We start from the raw sequence: 16,972 nt of genomic DNA, 5'->3' as shown, positions 1-16,972 counted from the left end.
GGCAACCCCCTCAGCCAACTCATATCTCACCGGCAACACCTTCACCCCCCGCACCACAGGCCCCGACCGCCACGGCAACTGATCCACCGGCAAGGTCAGCTCCGCCTTGGCCAGGTGGTCGAAGATCCGGCCCACCGCCGTGCTCACGATCATCCCGCCCAGCTCCCGCGCCGCACTGGGACACTGGTGCGCCCCGGCCCCCCACCCCAGATGCGCCCGCGTACTCACCGTCGACCCGACCAGGTGGGACGCCCCGATCGCCATCAGGTCCCCGTGCGCCGCCGCGGCCGACGGCGACACGAGGTCGCCGCCCCGGATCCAGAAGTTCCCCAGCTTCACATCCCGCGCCGCGAACCGGAAGCACATGTTGGCGACCGGCGGATTCACCAGCGCCGCCCGGTTCACCGTCTCCCCGAGCTGCCCGGCCGACAGACTGCTCCGCACCGTCGCGTTGCCGCGCAACACCTCGAGCAGCGTGTTCAGCACCATGTTCCCGGTGATGTCGTTCAGGTACACCGCGTTCATGAACATCTCGCGCCCCAACTGCTCGTCCGACAGCCCCGGGTCGGCCAGCAGCATGTACGACGTCAGATCGTCCCCGGGCAGCGCCCGCCGGTGCGCGGCCAGCCGCGTCATCGCGGCCATCGCCCGTCCCGCCGCCGGCCCGGCGTCGGAGCCACCGTCCAGCATCCGCCACAGGTCCATGACAAGCTCGTCGCCGAGATCGACCGGGCACCCGAACAGCTTGGTGGTGACCATCAGCAGCAACGGCCGCGTGTACTGCGCCGCGAGGTCGGCGAACCCCACCGTGCCGGACTCGGCCGCGAGGGTCCCGATCAGCTCGTCGGCGTACCGCGCAACCGTCGCCCTCAGCTCCCAGCCCTGCGGGGTGTGCCCGTCCTGGAAGGGCCGCAGCGCCGCATGATGGGTGCGCCGGGCAGCGAGATGCTCCTCGTCGTCCATGAACATCGTCTGCCGCACCTCGTAGCCCGCGAGCAGCGGCCAGTCGGCGGGCAGCAGGCCCTGCGCACGGGCCCGCCAGTGGCGTACGTCCCGCCGCCACAGGCTCTCGTTCCGCAGTACCTCCAGCACCTCGCGGTAGTCGAGAACCAGCCACACCGGTACGCCCATCAGCCCCACCGGCGCCACGGGTCCGTAGGTACGCCTTAGTCGCGCGTACACCGCGCCGGGGTCGGCGTCGAACTCCGACGTCAACAGCGGTTCGACGGGCAGGGACTCAAGCGCCGGGCTGCCGGCCGGTGCGGTCGCGAACTGATGGGCTTCCATATGGACACGCATACATCACCAGCCGCACACGCGAAGTGACCATGGCGTGAACTGTTACCTCTTGGTGACCCTTGGCATCCCCGTTCCGCAGGCGCTCCCCGGCCTCTCAGGCCCCCTCAGCCCTCTCAGTCCCGAGATCGGCCAACGTCACCGGCAACTCCCCCTGCCACAGCACCCCCACCCGCTGAGTGGCCCGGGTCAACGCGACATACAGGTCACTCGTACCGAAAGCCCCAGGTTCCACCACCAGCACGGAGTCGAATTCCAGCCCCTTGGCCTGCCGGGGATCGAGCAGGACGACATCCCGCGTCAGATCGGGCTCCGCCCCCGCCTCGACCCCGTCCAGCCGCGCCGCCAACTCCCCGTGCAGCTCGCGCGGCGCGATCACGGCGAGCCGCCCCTCGGCCGGCGCCAGCTCCCCGACCGCCTTCTCCACGGCCCCCGCGAGGGAACCATCGCCATCTCCGTCAACGGGGCGCGCCCACGGCCGTACGCCCGTCGACCGTACGGACCTCGGCGGCTCGAAGTCCGGCCGTTCCGCCCGCACCACGGCCGCCGCCACGGCCATGATCTCGGCCGGAGTCCGGTAGTTGACGCCCAGCCGGGCGTGCTCCCAGCGGTCCTGGACGTACGGCGCGAGGATGTCCGCCCAGGAACCTACGCCGCCCGGTTCGGCGGTCTGCGCCGGATCGCCGACCAGGGTCATCGACCGGGTCGGGCTGCGTCGCATCAGCAGCCGCCATGCCATCGGCGACAACTCCTGCGCCTCGTCCACGATGATGTGACCGAACGCCCAGGTCCGGTCGGCCGCCGCGCGTTCGGCGGCGCTGCGCAGGTCGTCCTCCTCGTGCCGCTCGGCGAAGCGTTCCGCGTCGATGATGTCGTGCGCGGACAGCACCTCGGAGTCCTCCGCGTCCAGGTCCTCGAACTCGTACGTACGGGAGGCGTACGACACGTCCAGCACGCCCTGTGCGTAGGCCACTTGGCTGCTGCGTTCGCGCTCCGCCCGCGCCCGGGCCACCCGGTCGTCCTGGCCCAGCAGCTCCGCCGCCTCGTCGAGCAGGGGTACGTCCGCCGTCGTCCAGGCCCTGGTGACGGGCCGCCGGATTGCCTCCGCATCGGCCTCGGACACGTAACCCTCGGGGGCCGCGAGGAAGTCCGCGACCAGTCGTCGCGGGCCGATGCGCGGCCACAACTGGTCGATGGCGGCCCAGACTTCGGGGTTCTCGGCGAGCTCGTCGCGGATCTGGGTGATGTCGCTGGGGTCGAGGAGGTTGCTGCCGTCGTAGGGGTCGGTGCCGATGCGCTCGGCGACCATCTCGGTCAGCGTGTTGAGGATGTGGCCCTCGAAGTACTCGCGTGCGACGTTGTGCGGCAGCTTCGCCTCGCGCGTCCGCTCCCGCGCGACGCTCACCAGCCCGGCGTCGAGCATGAGGATGTCGCGGTCGTGCTCGATGGCGATGACGGGGTCGGGCAGTCCCTGCCGGTCCCTTACGACGGCCGCCAGCACGTCGGCCATCTCGGCCCGCCCCTTGACGGTCGCGGCGCGGGCCGTGTCGCCAGCCGTTGCCTTCACCCCCGGGAACAGCTCGCCCACGGTCGCCAGCAGCACGCCGGTCTCGCCGAGCGAGGGCAGCACCTCACCGATGTAGCCGAGGAAGGCGGGGTTGGGGCCGACGATCAACACGGCGCGTTTCGCGAGGAGTTCACGGTGTTCGTAGAGGAGGTAGGCGGCTCGGTGGAGCGCCACGGCGGTCTTGCCCGTGCCCGGCCCGCCCTCGACAACCAGCACACCCCGATGGGGCGCGCGGATGATCTCGTCCTGCTCGGCCTGGATGGTCTGCACGATGTCGTTCATCCGGCCGGTGCGGGCGGAGTCGAGCGCGGCGAGCAGTACTGCGTCGCCCGAGGGGTCCTCGTAGCCGGTGCGGGTCTCGTCGCCGAGGTCGAGGATCTCGTCATGCAGTCCGGTGACGTGCCGACCGTCCGCGCTGATGTGGCGGCGCCGGCGCAGCCCCATCGTGGTGTGGCCGGTGGCGAGATAGAAGGGCCGGGCGACCTCGGCGCGCCAGTCGATGAGCATCGGGGTGCGTTCGGCGTCGTCGGCGCGCAGTCCGATACGGCCGATGTGGTGGGTGACACCGGAGGTGAGGTCGATCCGCCCGAAACAGAGCGAGCCGTCGACGGCGTTCAGCGCGGCGAGCAGTCCGGACCGTTCGGCCACCAGCACATCGCGTTCGAGCCGGGCCTGCATCGGCGTACTGCCCTGTGCGAGAGCGGCCGTGACGGAGTGCTCGGTGTCACCGCGCAGGGCGTCGACGCGGACGTAGAGTCCGTCGACGAATTCCTGCTCACTCCGCAATTCATCGCGAGTTGATTCCGTGTTTGCGCCCCTGTTTGACAATTCCGCTCCCGCTCGGATATACTCTGCTCAATGAACTTCTCGCGACCTGGCTGAAATGAAGTCGCGAATCATTGAATATACGCAAAGAAATCCCCCGAGCGCAATCGCTCGGGGGATTTCTTTCGTCGTCCGTGGGTCAGAGCACCTCGGACAGCTCCGCCAGCAGCCGCCTTTTCGGGCGGGCGCCCACCATCGACCGCACCGGCTCCCCGCCCTGGAACACCATGAACGTCGGCATGGACAGCACCCGGTACGCGTTGGTCGTCAGGGGGTTGTTGTCGACGTTCAGCTGCACCACCTTCAGCCGGTCGGCCTCCTCCGCCGCGAGGGCGCTCAGTACCGGCGCCATCTGGCGGCACGGCGGGCACCAGTCGGCCGTGAACTCCACCAGGACGGGCAGCTCCGCCCCGATCACCTCCGCCTCGAAGTCCTCGTCCGTCACCTCGGCCACACCCGTTGCCATGCTCATCGCGTCCGCCCTCCCCATTCGCATGCCGGTTCCGGACCGCCCGGAACCGCCGCCTCGGCCGCGAGTTCGTCGCGGGCTCGCTCGGCGCGCGTCAGCTGTTCGCCGACCTTCGCCCGTACCGACTGCAACTCACCGATCAGCGCGTCGAGTTCGTCAAGCTTGCGGCGGTAGACGGCGAGTGACGCGGGACAGGAGTCGCCCTCCGGGTGGCCGGCCCGCAGGCAGTCCACGAAGGGGCGCGTCTCCTCCAGGTCGAACCCGAAGTCCTGGAGCGTCCGGATCTGCCGGAGCAGCTTCAGGTCGTCCTCGTCATAGGTGCGGTAGCCGTTGTCCGTGCGCCGCGCGGACAGCAGCCCGCGCGACTCGTAGTACCGCAGGGCCCGTGCGGTGGTCCCCGCCCGCGCCGCCAGCTCCCCGATTCGCATGCCGATTCGCATACGGACGACCGTAGTCCTTGACGTCGACGTCAAGGCAAGCCCTGCCGGAGAATTATGATCGCAAGGTCCGCTACGGGGAGGAACATCATGCGTGACGTATTGGTCATGGGCGGCAACCGCTATTTCGGAAAGCGGCTCATCGACCGTCTCATCGCCGCCGGGGACCGGGTGACCGTCCTCAACCGGGGCTCCGCTCCCGCGCCCGCCGGGGCAATTCACCTCGTCGCCGACCGCGACGACGAGGACGCCCTGAATTCCGCTCTCGGCGACCGTACCTTCGATGTCGTCGTCGACCAGGTCTGCTACACACCCCGCCAGGCGTCGATCGCCCGGCGCGTCTTCGCGGGCGGCCGTACCCGCCGCTATGTGATGACGTCCACCGTCGAGGTGTACGAGTACGAGGACTCCCTCGTCTACGAGGACACCGTCGTCCCCGTGCGCGAGGACGCCGTCGATCCGCGTACCGTCGCCGTCGATCTCCAACTCCCGTGGCAAAGGCGGGAGTTCCTCGAAACGCACTACGGCGAGGGCAAGCGCCAGGCCGAGGCGGTCCTCGCGGCCGACGGTACGGAGTTCGCGTGCACCGCCGTACGGGTGGCCCATGTCCTGGGCGGCGCCGACGACTTCACAGGCCGGCTGGACCACTACGCGACGCGCATCCGCACCAGCACACCGATAGCCGTGCCGACCGAGAACCGGCCCGCGACCTACATCCACGTCGAGGAGATCGCCGACTTCCTGTTCTGGGCGGTGGGTGAGAACTTCACCGGGCCGGTCAACGCGGCCTCCCACGGCCTGCTGACCACCGAGGAGTTGTGCGCCGCCGTGGCCCCGCACATACCCGACGGCAGGACGGTCTTCCAGAACGTCGACGTCGGTCTGGTCTCCCCGTTCTCCTTCTCCCGCTCGTACGGCATGGACAACTCCCGTGCCACCGAACTGGGTTTCAAGTTCGGGCATGTGCAGGAGTGGCTGCCGCGAGCGGTGGCGGAGACCCTCGGTGCGGACAAGGACAAGGACACGGCAACGGACAGGGGCGTGGCCGACGCGGGCGGGGGCGACGTCCGCTGAGTGGCGGGCCCGCCCCCTGACCGGGCGTGGGCCCTCGCGTCACTTTCGCCAGAACAGGTGGTGGGTCACGCCGCTGGGGCTGGGCACGACCTCCAGGTGGAAGCGGTCGCGCAGCTCGTCGGGGGACTCCCAGAGCCGTAGCCCGGTTCCGAGTTCCACCGGCGAGACCGCGATGTGCAGGGTGTCGACGAGGTCGGCGTCGAGGAACTGGCGGACGGTGGTGATCCCGCCGCCGAGCCGGACGTCCTGGCCCTGTGCCGCTTCCCGTGCCTGTTCGAGGACCGTGACCGGGTCGCCCTCGACGAAGTGGAACGTGGTGTCGGAGAGCGTGAACGACGGGCGCGGGTGGTGGGTCATGACGAACACCGGGGTGCGGAACGGGGGCTCGTCACCCCACCAGCCGGTCCACTCGTGGTCCTGCCAGGGCCCGCGCTGGGGCCCGAACTTGTTGCGGCCCATGATCTCGGCGCCGATGTTCCGGGCGAAGTCCCGCGTGAAGTAGTCGTCGAGGCCCCGGGTCCCGCCGGGCTCCGTGCGGTTGGGCCAGCTCGCCGTGGCTCCGGCCCAGGCGAAGAGCCTCTCGGGGCTGACGTGGCCGAACGGCCGTTCAAGCGTCTGGTGCTCACCGGCGCCGATTCCGTCGCTCGAAACGCAGAAGTTCATGACTCTCAGCAGTTGACTCATGTGTTTCCTCGTCCGATCCTGTCGCGTCGTCATCGTGCGGCGAGGTGCCGCACATCAGGACGTCGAACGGGACGCTGCCGGATCGACAGCGTCCCGCGACTTTCTTCAGAGCGTGTCAGGAAGCGGCTCCGCCGGGTGAGTGGCACGCACACCGCCGGGAAAGATCACCGGCCTGTACGCGCGAGCTCCGACGTCTCCACGGTGACACCGGCACCGGCCTCGGACTCCGCCGCCGACTCTGCCACCAACTCCGGCGCCGTCGGCTCGGCCTGCCCCTTCCCCGGCAGCAGTACGGCGACCAGTACCGTCCCCACCCCCAGGATCACCGCCCCGATCAGACTGGTGTGGGCCACCGCGTCCGAGAAGGACGAGCCGACCGCGTCCGCCATCTGCCGGGCGCCCTGGGCGAGTTGAGTCGCCTGCGCCTTCAGCTCGGCCGCCTGCTCGGTCTTCCCCGCGCCCGCCGCCTGTGCCGCCTGCCCCGCGAGTTGCCTGGCCTGGGCGCCGATGGCCTGGGCGACCTGGTAGCCCGCGCCGACCGAGTCCTGGGCCTGGTCGAGGGCCTTGGCCGGCAGCTTGCTGCCGGTCGTCGCGTCGGTCAGGTGGGAGGCGTACGACGTGGAGAGCAGCGAGCCGAGGATCGCGATGCCGAGCGAACCGCCCAGCTCCAGCGAGGTGTCGTTCACCGCTCCGCCGACGCCCAGCTCCGCCTCGGGGAACGCCCCCATGATCGCGTCGGTGCACGGGGAGAGAGCGAGGCCGATCGCCAGGCCGAGGACGACGAGGGGGGCGACGAAGGCCCCGTACGACGAACCGGAGTCCACCTGCGACAGCAGCGCCAGGGCCGCCGTACCGCCGACCATGCCCGCCGTGACCGTGATCCGCATGCCGACGCGCGGGGTGAAGTAGCCGGTGAGGGCCGAGCCGACGAAGACCGCGCCCGCCAGCGGCAGCATGCGCAGGCCGGTGTCCAGGGCGTCGTAGCCGAGCACGAACTGGAGGTGCTGGGTGAGGTAGTAGAACGCGCCGAAGACCGCCAGGAAGAACAGGGCGACCGCGAGGTTCGAGCCCGCGAACCGGCGCTGCGTGAAGCGGCGTACGTCGAGGACCGGGCGCGGGTGGCGCAGCTCCCAGCCGATGAACAGGACCAGGCCGAGGCCTGCCACGACCGCCGCCGTGATCGCCTTGACGCCCCAGCCGAAGTGCGGCCCTTCGATGATCATGTAGACCAGCGCGGCGATCCACACCACGGACAGCAGCCCGCCGACGTAGTCGATCCGGTCGTGGTGTCCGGCCTTGGACGGCGGTACGAGGACGAAGGCGCCGATGATGGCGAGCGCGGCGATCGGCACGTTGATCAGGAACGTCGATGCCCAGCCGTGGTCCGCCAGCAGCGCGCCCGCGACCAGCGGCCCGGCGGCGATGGCGAGTCCGGCGGTGGCGGTCCACAGGGTGATCGCCTTGGCGCGTTCGGCGCGCGGGAAGGTCGCGGCGAGGAGGGAGAGCGTCGCGGGCATGATCAGCGCGGCGCCCACGCCCATGACGGCGCGGGCGGCGATGACCCCGGTGCCGCTGTCGACCAGCGACCCGGCGACCGATCCGGCGCCGAAGACGGCCAGGCCGAGGACGAGCGCCCCGCGCCGGCTGTACTTGTCGCCGATCGCGCCGAGCAGCAGCATCAGCGCCGCGTACGGGACGGTGTAGCCGTCGATGACCCACTGGAGGTCGGCGCTGGACAGGCCCAGGTCCTGGGTCATGTCGGGGGCGGCGACGGTGAGGGCGGTGTTCGCCATCACGATGATCAGCAGGCTCAGGCAGAGCACGAGGAGTGCCCACCAGCGCCGGGAGTAGGGGCCGGTCATCCCCTCGACGGGTTGCGTCCTGACGAGTCGCATGGCCACGGATCCTTCCTGGGCGGCTGGTATTTGATCATTTTGCACACCGACGTGCAGTTGCACAGTGATGTGCAATGTACCCCGATGCACAGTGGTGTGCAAATGATGGGAGGGAGGCACAATGACAGCCATGACCACGGGCACCCCCAGCCGCGCCGACGCCAACCGCCGCCGCATTCTCGACATCGCCCTCGCCGAACTGCTGCGCGACCCCGATGCCTCGATGGACCAGATCGCGCGCGCCGCCGGTGTCGTACGGCGGACCGTGTACGGGCATTTCCCCAGCCGGGAGGCGCTGATCAGCACGCTGCTGGACGGCGCCGTGGAGGCGGTGGCCGCCGCCTACGCCGAGGGGCGCGCGGGTGCCGGGGATCCGGCGGAGTGCGTGGCCCGGACCACGCTGGCCGTCTGGCGGGTCGCCGACCGCTACCGGATACTCGTCGGGCTCGCCCAGCGCAGTGTCACCGTGCAGGGCATCCGGGACCGGTTCACGCCGGTCCGCGAGGCGTGCGTCGAGGTGCTCCGGCAGGGCCTGGAGGAGGGCGTGTTCAGCTCACCGCTGCCGGCGCCGGCACTGGCGTACATGCACGAGCAGATGCTGTTCGCGCTGATGGAGGCGGTGAACGACGGGCTCCTGGCGGCGGCGGAGGCGGGGTCCTCGGCCGCGGTCACCCTGCTCAGCACGGCGGGGGTGCCTGTCTCCCGGGCCACGGCACTGGTGGCCGAGCTGAGCGACGTGACGACTGCGCGCCCGGCCGGCTGAGCAGTCGTCGGCCGAGCAGGTCGTCGGCCGGGCACTCCGGCGGCCGAGCGCCTTGTCGGCCCGTCGGCGAACAGTCGTATCGCGAACTGACGTGCGGGGCATGGAAATGGCCGAGCGGCCAGGCTTCGGGGGAGTGCCTGGCCGCTCGGCCTTTTCGGGGTCCTGGTGCTCCGGCGGACCTGCCGGGAGCTCCAGGCCGGGTGGCCGGACCGTTTGGGGAGTGTCCGGGCCACCCGGGGTTCGGGATCTGACTGATCTGGCCGAGCCGGCTGTCGTGCTGGAGCCGAACTCGTGGGCCGGGGTCAGGCCTTGGTGAGTTCCTTCTCGCCCTCTTCGCGCTGCTCGGGCAGGTCCACCGGGTCGGCGTCGTTCTCGTCGATGAGCGTCTTCTCGTCGAACGGGTGCCGACCGGCGAGGACCTCGGCGACGCGCTCCTTGTCGATCTCGTTGGTCCAGGTGCCGATCAGGACCGTGGCGACCGCGTTGCCCGCGAAGTTCGTCAGGGCGCGGGCCTCGCTCATGAAGCGGTCGATGCCGACGATCAGGCCGAGGCCGTCCACCAGAGCGGGCTTGTGCGACTGGAGGCCGCCGGCCAGGGTCGCGAGACCGGCGCCGGTGACACCGGCCGCGCCCTTCGAGGCGACGAGCAGGAAGAGCAGCAGCGGGATCTGCTCACCGATCGACATCGGCGTACCCATGGCGTCGGCGATGAACAGGGACGACATGGTCATGTAGATCATGGTGCCGTCGAGGTTGAACGAGTAGCCGGTCGGGACGGTGATGCCGACCACGGGCTTGCTGACGCCGAGGTGCTCCATCTTCGCGATGAGGCGCGGCAGCGCGGACTCGGAGGACGAGGTCGAGAGGATCAGCAGGAACTCGCGGCCCAGGTACTTGAGGAACGAGAAGATGTTGAGGCCCGTGAAGATCTTCAGCAGCGCGCCGAGCACCACGAAGACGAAGAGGAAACAGGTGAGGTAGAAGGCCAGCATCAGGATGGCGAGCTTCTTGAGCGCGTCGACACCGGCGGACCCGGTCACGGCGGCCATGGCACCGAACGCGCCGACCGGCGCGGCCCACATGACCATGCCGAGGATGCGGAAGACGAGGCGCTGGATGTGCTCGACACCGCGCAGGATCGGCGCGCCGGTGGAGCCCATGGCCTGGATCGCGAACCCGGCGAGCAGGGCGATGAGCAGCGTCTGGAGGACCTCGCCGCCGGTGAAGGCGGAGACGAACGTGAGCGGGATGATCCCGAGGAGGAACTCGGTGGTGTCCTTGGCCTCGGCGGAGACCTGCGCGTGGCCGGCCTCCTTGGCGGCGTCGGTCAGCGCGAGGCCGGTACCCGGCTCGATGATGTTGCCGACCACCAAGCCGATGCCCAGCGCGACGAACGACATGATCACGAAGTAGCCGAGCGCGATACCGCCGACCTTGCCGACCTTGGCGGCCTTCCGTACCGAACCGATACCGAGCACGATCGTGCAGAAGATGATCGGCGAGATCATCATCTTGATCAGGTTCACGAAGCCGGTGCCGATGGGCTTCAGCTCGACCGCGAAGTCCGGGGCGATCAGGCCCACCGCGATACCGAGCGCCACCGCGACGATCACCGCGATGTAGAGGTAGTGGGTACGGTCCCGCTTGGCGGCGGGTGCGGCAGGTGCCGTTGCGGATGAGGCGGCCACGGTTGCCCTCCTTGACGTCGTCGTCGGCATCACCGGCGTGCGGCTCACGTCCGGGAGATGGGGAGAAAGTTGTACGGGGTGCGATGGTGCTCCGGGGTCGCGGGCAACGACCGGAAACAGGCCACGGCCCGTGAATCGCGTCCCTGCGATGCCGTGACTATCCCTCGGCCTGTGAGGGCGGTCACCCTTCCGTTCATTTAGTTCACGCTTATAAGGAGAGGCAGACTGACACCATGCGCTTCCCCCGCCTGTCCGGACCCCGCAGCCTGGCCGCACAGTTGTTCGCGATGCAGGCCGTGCTGATCGCGGTCGTGGTGGCCGGATGTGCGCTGTTCACCTACCTCAGCGACCGCAGCCAGGCCGAGGACGCCGCCGGCCGCCAGGCGATGGCCGTCGCCCGATCCGTCGCGGACGCCCCCTCGGTGCGCGAGGCGATCCTCACCGCTCCCCGGCCGACGGCGCTCCTCCAGCCGTACGCCCTTCAGGTGCAGCACCACACGGACGTCGACTTCGTCACGATCATGAATCCCGAGGGTATCCGCTGGACCCACCCGGACAAGGCGCAGATCGGGCAGCGCTTCCTGGGGCACCGGGAGCGCGCGCTGCGCGGCGAGTCGTTCACGGAGACCTTCTCCGGCACGCTCGGCCCGTCCGTCCGCGCGGTCACCCCGATCCGCGCGGACGGCTCGCGCGGCGAGATCATCGGGCTGGTCAGCGCCGGTATCCGGGTCGAGGAGATAAGCGCCAGGGTCCAGGGCCAGGTCACGGCGCTGTTCGGGGTCGCGGCGGGCGCGCTGGCGCTGGGCGCGGTCGGTACGTACGTCATCAACGCGCGTCTGCGCCGCCACACGCACGGGATGAACGCGACCGAGCTGAGCCGGATGCACGACTACCACCAGGCCGCCCTGCACGCCGTACGTGAGGGGCTGCTGATGCTCGACGGGCAGTACAGGGTGGCGCTGATGAACGACGGCGGCCGGGAACTGCTGGGCGTCCCCGACGCGGGCGCGGGCACGGGCGGGGTCGTCGGCCGGTCCGTCGCCGAACTGGGGCTGCCCGCGCCGCTGACGGGCGCGCTGCTGTCGGCCGAGCCCCGGGTGGACGAGGTGCATCTGACGGCCGACCGGGTACTGGTCGTCAACACCTCCCCGGTGTCGAGCGGGGAGCGCCGGGGAACGGTTGTCACCTTGCGGGATGTGACGGAACTCCAGTCCCTGATGGGTGAGTTGGACTCCGAGCGCGGTTTCACGCAGGCGCTGCGCTCGCAGGCGCACGAGGCGGCGAACCGGCTCCACACGGTCGTGTCGCTGATCGAGCTGGGCCGGGCGGAGGAGGCCGTGGAGTTCGCGACCGCCGAACTGGAACTGGCCCAGGCGCTCACCGACCAGGTCGTCGCGGCGGTCAGCGAACCGGTGCTGGCCGCCCTGCTGCTCGGCAAGACGGCACAGGCGAACGAGCGGGGCGTGGAGCTGGTGGTGTCCGAGGACAGCAGCCTCGACGACGGCCTCCTCCCCGACACGCTCCCCTCCCGCGACCTGGTCACCATCCTCGGCAACCTCATCGACAACGCGGTGGACGCGGCGCAGGGCAGCGTGGAGAACGGCCTGGGGGCGTCAAGGGTGACGGTGACGGCCCTGACGGAGGACTCCCTGCTGGTGCTGCGGGTCTCGGACACGGGCACGGGCGTGAACCCGGCCCACACGGAGGCGGTCTTCCAGCGGGGCTTCACGACGAAACCGGCGGGACCGGGTGGCCGGGGCCTGGGGCTCGCCCTGGTACGCCAGGCGGTGGCCCGCCACGACGGGACGCTCACGGTGTCCGAGGCGGCGGGCGGCGGGGCGGAGTTCGAGGTACGGCTGCCGTTGCCCAAGGTCGCGGCGCCCACGGTGGTCCCGGCCACCACCGCTTCGGGACGTCCCGCCCCCGACAGGTCCACCGACCCCGCCGAACCCACCGATTCCCCCGATTCCACCGAACCCGCCTTGCCAGGAGGGGACGTATGACCGACCCGCGAGACACGACGAGCAGAGACACGACGAGCAGAGACGCGACGACCGGCCCCATCCGCGTTCTCGTCGTGGAGGACGACCCGGTCGCCGCCGACGCGCACGTCATGTACGTGGGCCGGGTGCCCGGGTTCACGGCCGTCGGCAAGGCGCACACGGGCGCGGAGGCTCGTCGCGCGCTGGACCGTACGCCTGTCGACCTGATTCTCCTCGATCTGCACCTCCCGGACGGGCACGGGCTGCAACTGGCCCGTTCGCTGCGGGCGGCCGGCTATCACGCGGACGTGATAGCGGTGACGTCGGCACGGGACCTGGCGGTGGTCCGGGAGGGGGTGTCGCTGGGGGTCGTGCAGTACGTACTGAAGCCGTTCACCTTCGCCACCCTCCGGGACCGGCTCGTGCGGTACGCCGAGTACCACGCGTCGGCGGGCGAGGCGAGCGGCCAGGACGAGGTCGACCGCGCCCTGGCCACCCTGCGCGCACCGGGCCCCGCCGCCCTCCCCAAGGGCCTGAGCGCCCCCACGCTGGAACGGGTCACGGTGACCCTGCGGGCCAGCACCGGGGGGCTCACGGCGGCCGGGGTCGCCGAGGAGGTCGGCATCTCACGCATCACCGCCCGGCGCTACCTGGAGCACCTGGTGGACGCGGGGCGGGCGGCACGGAGCCCGCAGTACGGGCAGGTGGGGCGGCCCGAGTTGCAGTACCGGTGGGTGAAGGGCTGAGGAGCGGTCGAGCGGTCGGCCGGAGTCACCCTTCGCCGCCCTTCTCCGTGCTCGGGCAGCCGTTGGCGCTGCGGTGCTGTCTCGATTCGAAGAGGGCGCCGATGAGATAGACGCACCGGGGCACGGCCTTGAGGTCGTGGACGTCGTCGATCTCCAGGATCGCGAGGTTGCGGTTGTCCCCGATGCGTGACCTGGTGAAGGCGATCGCCCCGGTCGCACCGTTGAACGTCATCTCCCGGAACTGCTGGGCCATCGCTCCCCGCTCCGGCCGGGCCTCTCCCGGGGGCAGATCCAGTCGGCGCCGCATCCGGTCGACCGCGTCCACGAAGAACCCGGCCCCGTCATAGGCGAGTCCGGAGAGCTCGGCCGGCCACAGCAGAGCCGGTGCCCCGTCACCGTCCAGGCTCTTGGCGAGACCCTTGTGCAGTTCGCTGTAGCCCGCGCAGAAGGCGGTGAGCGGTGTGCCACCGCCCACCACGGGCGCCGGTGTGCCCTTCAGACAGGAGGGGCCGGCCATGGTGACCAGGCTGCCCATCCCCACGTACGACACCGACAGTCCCGCCAGCTTCTCGTACCTGCGGTTCTTCCCCTGCGCCATGAACCGGGAGACCGAGTCGTCGGCGACGATCCTTGGCAAGAGTTCGCGGTTGTAGCAACCGGTCACCCCGGTGAGGAATTTCTGGAAGTCGTCCTCGCGGCCCGCGTAATAGATGATCTCGTCGCTGCGGTCGGTCGATCCACCGCACAGCGAATCGAGGTCGGGTGAGTACTTCCAGGAGTGGTACTCGAGCTTGATCCTTGCCCTCGTCACCTTCTTCGTCTTCTCGTCTCTCACCTCCTTCGTCCTGCTGATTCTGTCGCGCACGGCTTCGACCAGCGTCTTGACGTAGTTGTCGTGCGAGGTCAGCTCCGGATGGTAGATCGTGAGCTTCTTCGCGTGAACGTACTGGGCGTATTCGGTGACCAGTTGGGCCTGCTTCGGATTCCCGGGAACCAGCTGGAAATACAGGGGCGAGCGATCCTTCAGTCCGGTTCCGGTGAGCGTGGTGCCGACGGCGGGGATTCCCGCGAGGCCCAGCTGGGTGATCGCCTCCTCCGTCTCGGCGACGGTCCGGTCGAGCCCCAGCACGCCCATAACGGTGGGGTCGGCCGCGAAGAGGGGGCGCAGCATCTCGCTGACGACCTGGGGAGCCTTCTTCATGCCGCTCCCGCCGTTGGCGACGATCACCCGCAGCAGCGGCTCGGTCTTGGAGGGCACGTTCTGCTGGAGCTGTCTGAGATACAGGCCCTCCAGTTCCTCGGCGGAGGCGTTGTCCGTGTCCTGGGCATCCCCTTTGTGCGTCAGTCCCAGGAAGTACACGATGCCGATGTAAGGGCGGTTGGCGTCCTCCTCGTGCAACCGCCGGGCCTCGTTGTTCTGATCGAAGATCATCTTCTGGGCGCCCTGTAACCGTTCACCGGTGCCGAAGATCTGCGAGTCGTTGTCGCTGTAGCCGATGCACTGCATGTCCTTGCGGCCGACCTTGACCAGTTTCACCGCGACTCCGTCGGTGAACCGAGGCTGGAAGTAGGAGCAGTTGGCCGCCCAGTAGTCCCGCACATCGCGGGAGACGGGCACCAGGGCCAGCAGCAGGGCGATGAGCAGGGGCAGCTCGATCAGGCCGCGCCGGGCGAGTTGCGGGGCCGGGCGGGTGCGGAAGACGGCGTCCACGTCCCACGCGGTCCGGTCGTCCCTGGGCAGCGACTTGATGTCGGCGGGCTCGACCGGGGAGGGCAGCCGGACCCGGAAGTACCGGGCGTCCTTGACGAGTTGCTGGCGTCTGCTCGGCAGCGTGCGCTGCCATTCCGCCAGCGCGTGGTCGGCCTCGGCCGGGTCGACCACCTCGGCCTCCGCTTCCGCCGTCGGCGGCACCTCGTCGCTCGCGGCGACGATGAACAGCGGATCGAGTTCGCCGGTTTCGTTGCGGACCTCATTGATGAGCTGGAGCAGTTCCCAGCCGCCGTTCTCCTCGGCGACATTGTCGAGGAGCACGGTCAGATAACCGGTCCGGCGCCATCCCGACCGCTTCGGCAGGACCTTCCAGCGGCGACGCCGGTAGGCGAGTCGCAGATCTTCGAGGAACGCGTGGACGAGCAGTTTCTTGATCTGGTCCAGGCTCTCGGAGTCACGCCGGTCGAGGGTGAGCCGCTCGGCGAACCCGAGGAAGTTCACCGAATGCCGGGGGATCATGTAGTTCTGCCATCGGATGAACCACCGCGACTCCCTGCTCAGCCCCGGCACCCGCGCCTCCAGCCAGCGGAAACCGGCCCGGCGGCCCACCCACAGCAGCAGCCGCAGACCGATCCGGGTCGTCCCGCCGGTCGCGCTGTCGATCGCGCCGGCCAGCTCACTGGTGTCCGCGGGCTGGCCCTCCCTGCCGCTCCACTGCCGCAGGAGCCGGATCACGGGCCGGTCGTTGCGCCCCTGCGAGGGAGGCAACGGCTGGCCGGTGAGCCAGTCGGCGAGCCGGTAGTAGTCGAACCGGGTCAACTGCCCGGTGCCGAACCGGTCGGCGGCGAGACTGAAGCTCAGGACGTCCAGCAGCGGGAGAAGCGGCATTTCCTCGCGGAGCGGCTGGACGTCGGCGGGGTCGCCCACCACTGTCCACCGGTGCCTCGACTGTTCCCGGGCGGTGTTCGCGTCGACGAACGCGTGCGGCACTCTCGGCGGCGAGGCTCTTTCCAGTCGCGCCGCGAGTGCGGCGAGGAAATCATTCGAACCCGCCTCGCGCCGCAGACAGAGCAGGGGCAGGGGCTGATCGCCGCGCCGGTCGTATTCCGACGGTCTGGAGAGGAAACGCGGTCTCTCGGTCAGTCCCTTGATCAGCGACAACAACGTATGGATACCGGCGAATACCGGCTCTGCCACCACAGTCCGCCCTCCCGCCATCCCGAGTCGTGAAATCCCCGCACGAATAACACTCGAAAACAGTGTCGAATTGGCGAGCATCGGCCCACCAGTTCGATTCGCACGGTCGCACTCGACGTGCAATATGGGGCAATGTTAAGGACCGGTTCACACGCGATTTCCGCGCGTTATCCAATTGAGATCAGGGACCTTTGGCCCGTCAACCGCAATTACCATGAGGGCGAACCGAAACACCCCCGCCTCCGGCGCCCACGGAACAGGGCGGGGCAGGGCGGGGCGGGGCGGGGCAAGGCGATGGCGATGGCGTTGGCGACACATCGACGGACCGCACAAATCACGCCGCCACTACTCGCCGGTCACCGACCTCGCACCCGTCGCGCCGGACCCTCGCACTCACCTTCGACACCCGCCCATCGCACCGGCATCCCACCCACCGCGAGCCGTCGCCCGCCACCCGCGAAACGCCCACGCATATGCCCCGCCACCATGCCATTCGCATGATTGGGCACCACCGGAAGCCATCCGCACCCCCACGCCCCGCCCCACACACCCACGCACTCCGGCCGGCACCGGATCAACCGGATTCACCCATCGAAACCGTAGTTTCCTACGATCTGTAATCGTGGCCGAACAGAATG

Annotated in this window: 12 protein-coding genes; 4 read left to right on the top strand and 8 right to left on the bottom strand. The window is 69.7% G+C overall.

What is annotated here, in order from left to right:
* The 4 genes from AOK08_RS26980 to AOK08_RS26965 all read right to left on the bottom strand — a co-directional run.
* Positions 1-1,287 (bottom strand): cytochrome P450 family protein (locus tag AOK08_RS26980; protein ID WP_055530783.1); only part of this gene is annotated, 1,287 nt, incomplete at its 3' end.
* A gap of 106 nt (positions 1,288-1,393) precedes the next feature.
* Positions 1,394-3,649: a HelD family protein gene (locus tag AOK08_RS26975; protein ID WP_055530781.1), complete on the bottom strand. Its 2,256-nt coding sequence runs from the start codon at positions 3,647-3,649 to the stop codon at positions 1,394-1,396.
* 178 nt (positions 3,650-3,827) lie between these two features.
* Positions 3,828-4,160 (bottom strand): thioredoxin family protein, encoded by a 333-nt coding sequence (locus AOK08_RS26970; RefSeq protein ID WP_055530787.1) that lies wholly within the window; start codon positions 4,158-4,160, stop codon positions 3,828-3,830.
* Positions 4,157-4,585, bottom strand: coding sequence for a MerR family transcriptional regulator (locus tag AOK08_RS26965; protein WP_055530785.1), 429 nt, complete (start codon positions 4,583-4,585; stop codon positions 4,157-4,159). Before AOK08_RS26965 ends, AOK08_RS26970 begins: the two co-directional genes overlap by 4 nt.
* Before the next feature lie 99 nt (positions 4,586-4,684).
* Between AOK08_RS26965 and AOK08_RS26960 the strand changes: the two genes are divergently transcribed.
* Positions 4,685-5,668, top strand: a complete 984-nt coding sequence (locus AOK08_RS26960) for an NAD-dependent epimerase/dehydratase family protein (protein ID WP_055530780.1) — start codon at positions 4,685-4,687, stop codon at positions 5,666-5,668.
* A gap of 39 nt (positions 5,669-5,707) precedes the next feature.
* Here the strand turns inward: AOK08_RS26960 and AOK08_RS26955 are convergent, their stop codons facing one another.
* Positions 5,708-6,352, bottom strand: a complete 645-nt coding sequence (locus tag AOK08_RS26955; RefSeq protein ID WP_055530778.1) for a dihydrofolate reductase family protein — start codon at positions 6,350-6,352, stop codon at positions 5,708-5,710.
* 164 nt (positions 6,353-6,516) lie between these two features.
* Entirely contained in the window at positions 6,517-8,247 is a 1,731-nt protein-coding gene (locus tag AOK08_RS26950; RefSeq protein WP_055530776.1) for an MFS transporter, read from the bottom strand.
* A gap of 121 nt (positions 8,248-8,368) precedes the next feature.
* Here AOK08_RS26950 and AOK08_RS26945 point away from each other — a divergent pair, with 121 nt between their 5' ends.
* Positions 8,369-9,010, top strand: a complete 642-nt coding sequence (locus AOK08_RS26945) for a TetR/AcrR family transcriptional regulator (RefSeq protein ID WP_055530774.1) — start codon at positions 8,369-8,371, stop codon at positions 9,008-9,010.
* 302 nt (positions 9,011-9,312) lie between these two features.
* Here AOK08_RS26945 and AOK08_RS26940 read toward each other — a convergent pair whose 3' ends face one another.
* On the bottom strand, positions 9,313-10,698 hold the full coding sequence (locus AOK08_RS26940) for a cation:dicarboxylate symporter family transporter (RefSeq protein WP_055530772.1): 1,386 nt from the start codon (positions 10,696-10,698) through the stop codon (positions 9,313-9,315).
* 233 nt (positions 10,699-10,931) lie between these two features.
* Here AOK08_RS26940 and AOK08_RS26935 point away from each other — a divergent pair, with 233 nt between their 5' ends.
* Together AOK08_RS26935 and AOK08_RS26930 are read left to right on the top strand one after the other, a co-directional pair.
* Entirely contained in the window at positions 10,932-12,701 is a 1,770-nt protein-coding gene (locus tag AOK08_RS26935; protein WP_055530770.1) for a sensor histidine kinase, read from the top strand.
* Positions 12,698-13,426: a response regulator gene (locus AOK08_RS26930; protein ID WP_055530768.1), complete on the top strand. Its 729-nt coding sequence runs from the start codon at positions 12,698-12,700 to the stop codon at positions 13,424-13,426. Before AOK08_RS26935 ends, AOK08_RS26930 begins: the two co-directional genes overlap by 4 nt.
* A 25-nt stretch (positions 13,427-13,451) precedes the next feature.
* Here AOK08_RS26930 and AOK08_RS26925 read toward each other — a convergent pair whose 3' ends face one another.
* The gene (locus AOK08_RS26925) at positions 13,452-16,334 is read right to left on the bottom strand and encodes a type 1 periplasmic-binding domain-containing protein (RefSeq protein ID WP_198539406.1); all 2,883 of its coding nucleotides are present in this window, start codon (positions 16,332-16,334) and stop codon (positions 13,452-13,454) included.
* Positions 16,335-16,972 lie beyond the last annotated feature (638 nt).

Origin of the sequence: Streptomyces graminilatus (assembly GCF_001418565.1) — a bacterium.
Taxonomy (GTDB): domain Bacteria; phylum Actinomycetota; class Actinomycetes; order Streptomycetales; family Streptomycetaceae; genus Streptomyces; species Streptomyces graminilatus.
Note: the sequence above shows the minus strand (reverse complement) of the source record. Positions and strands in the feature narration are given on the sequence as shown.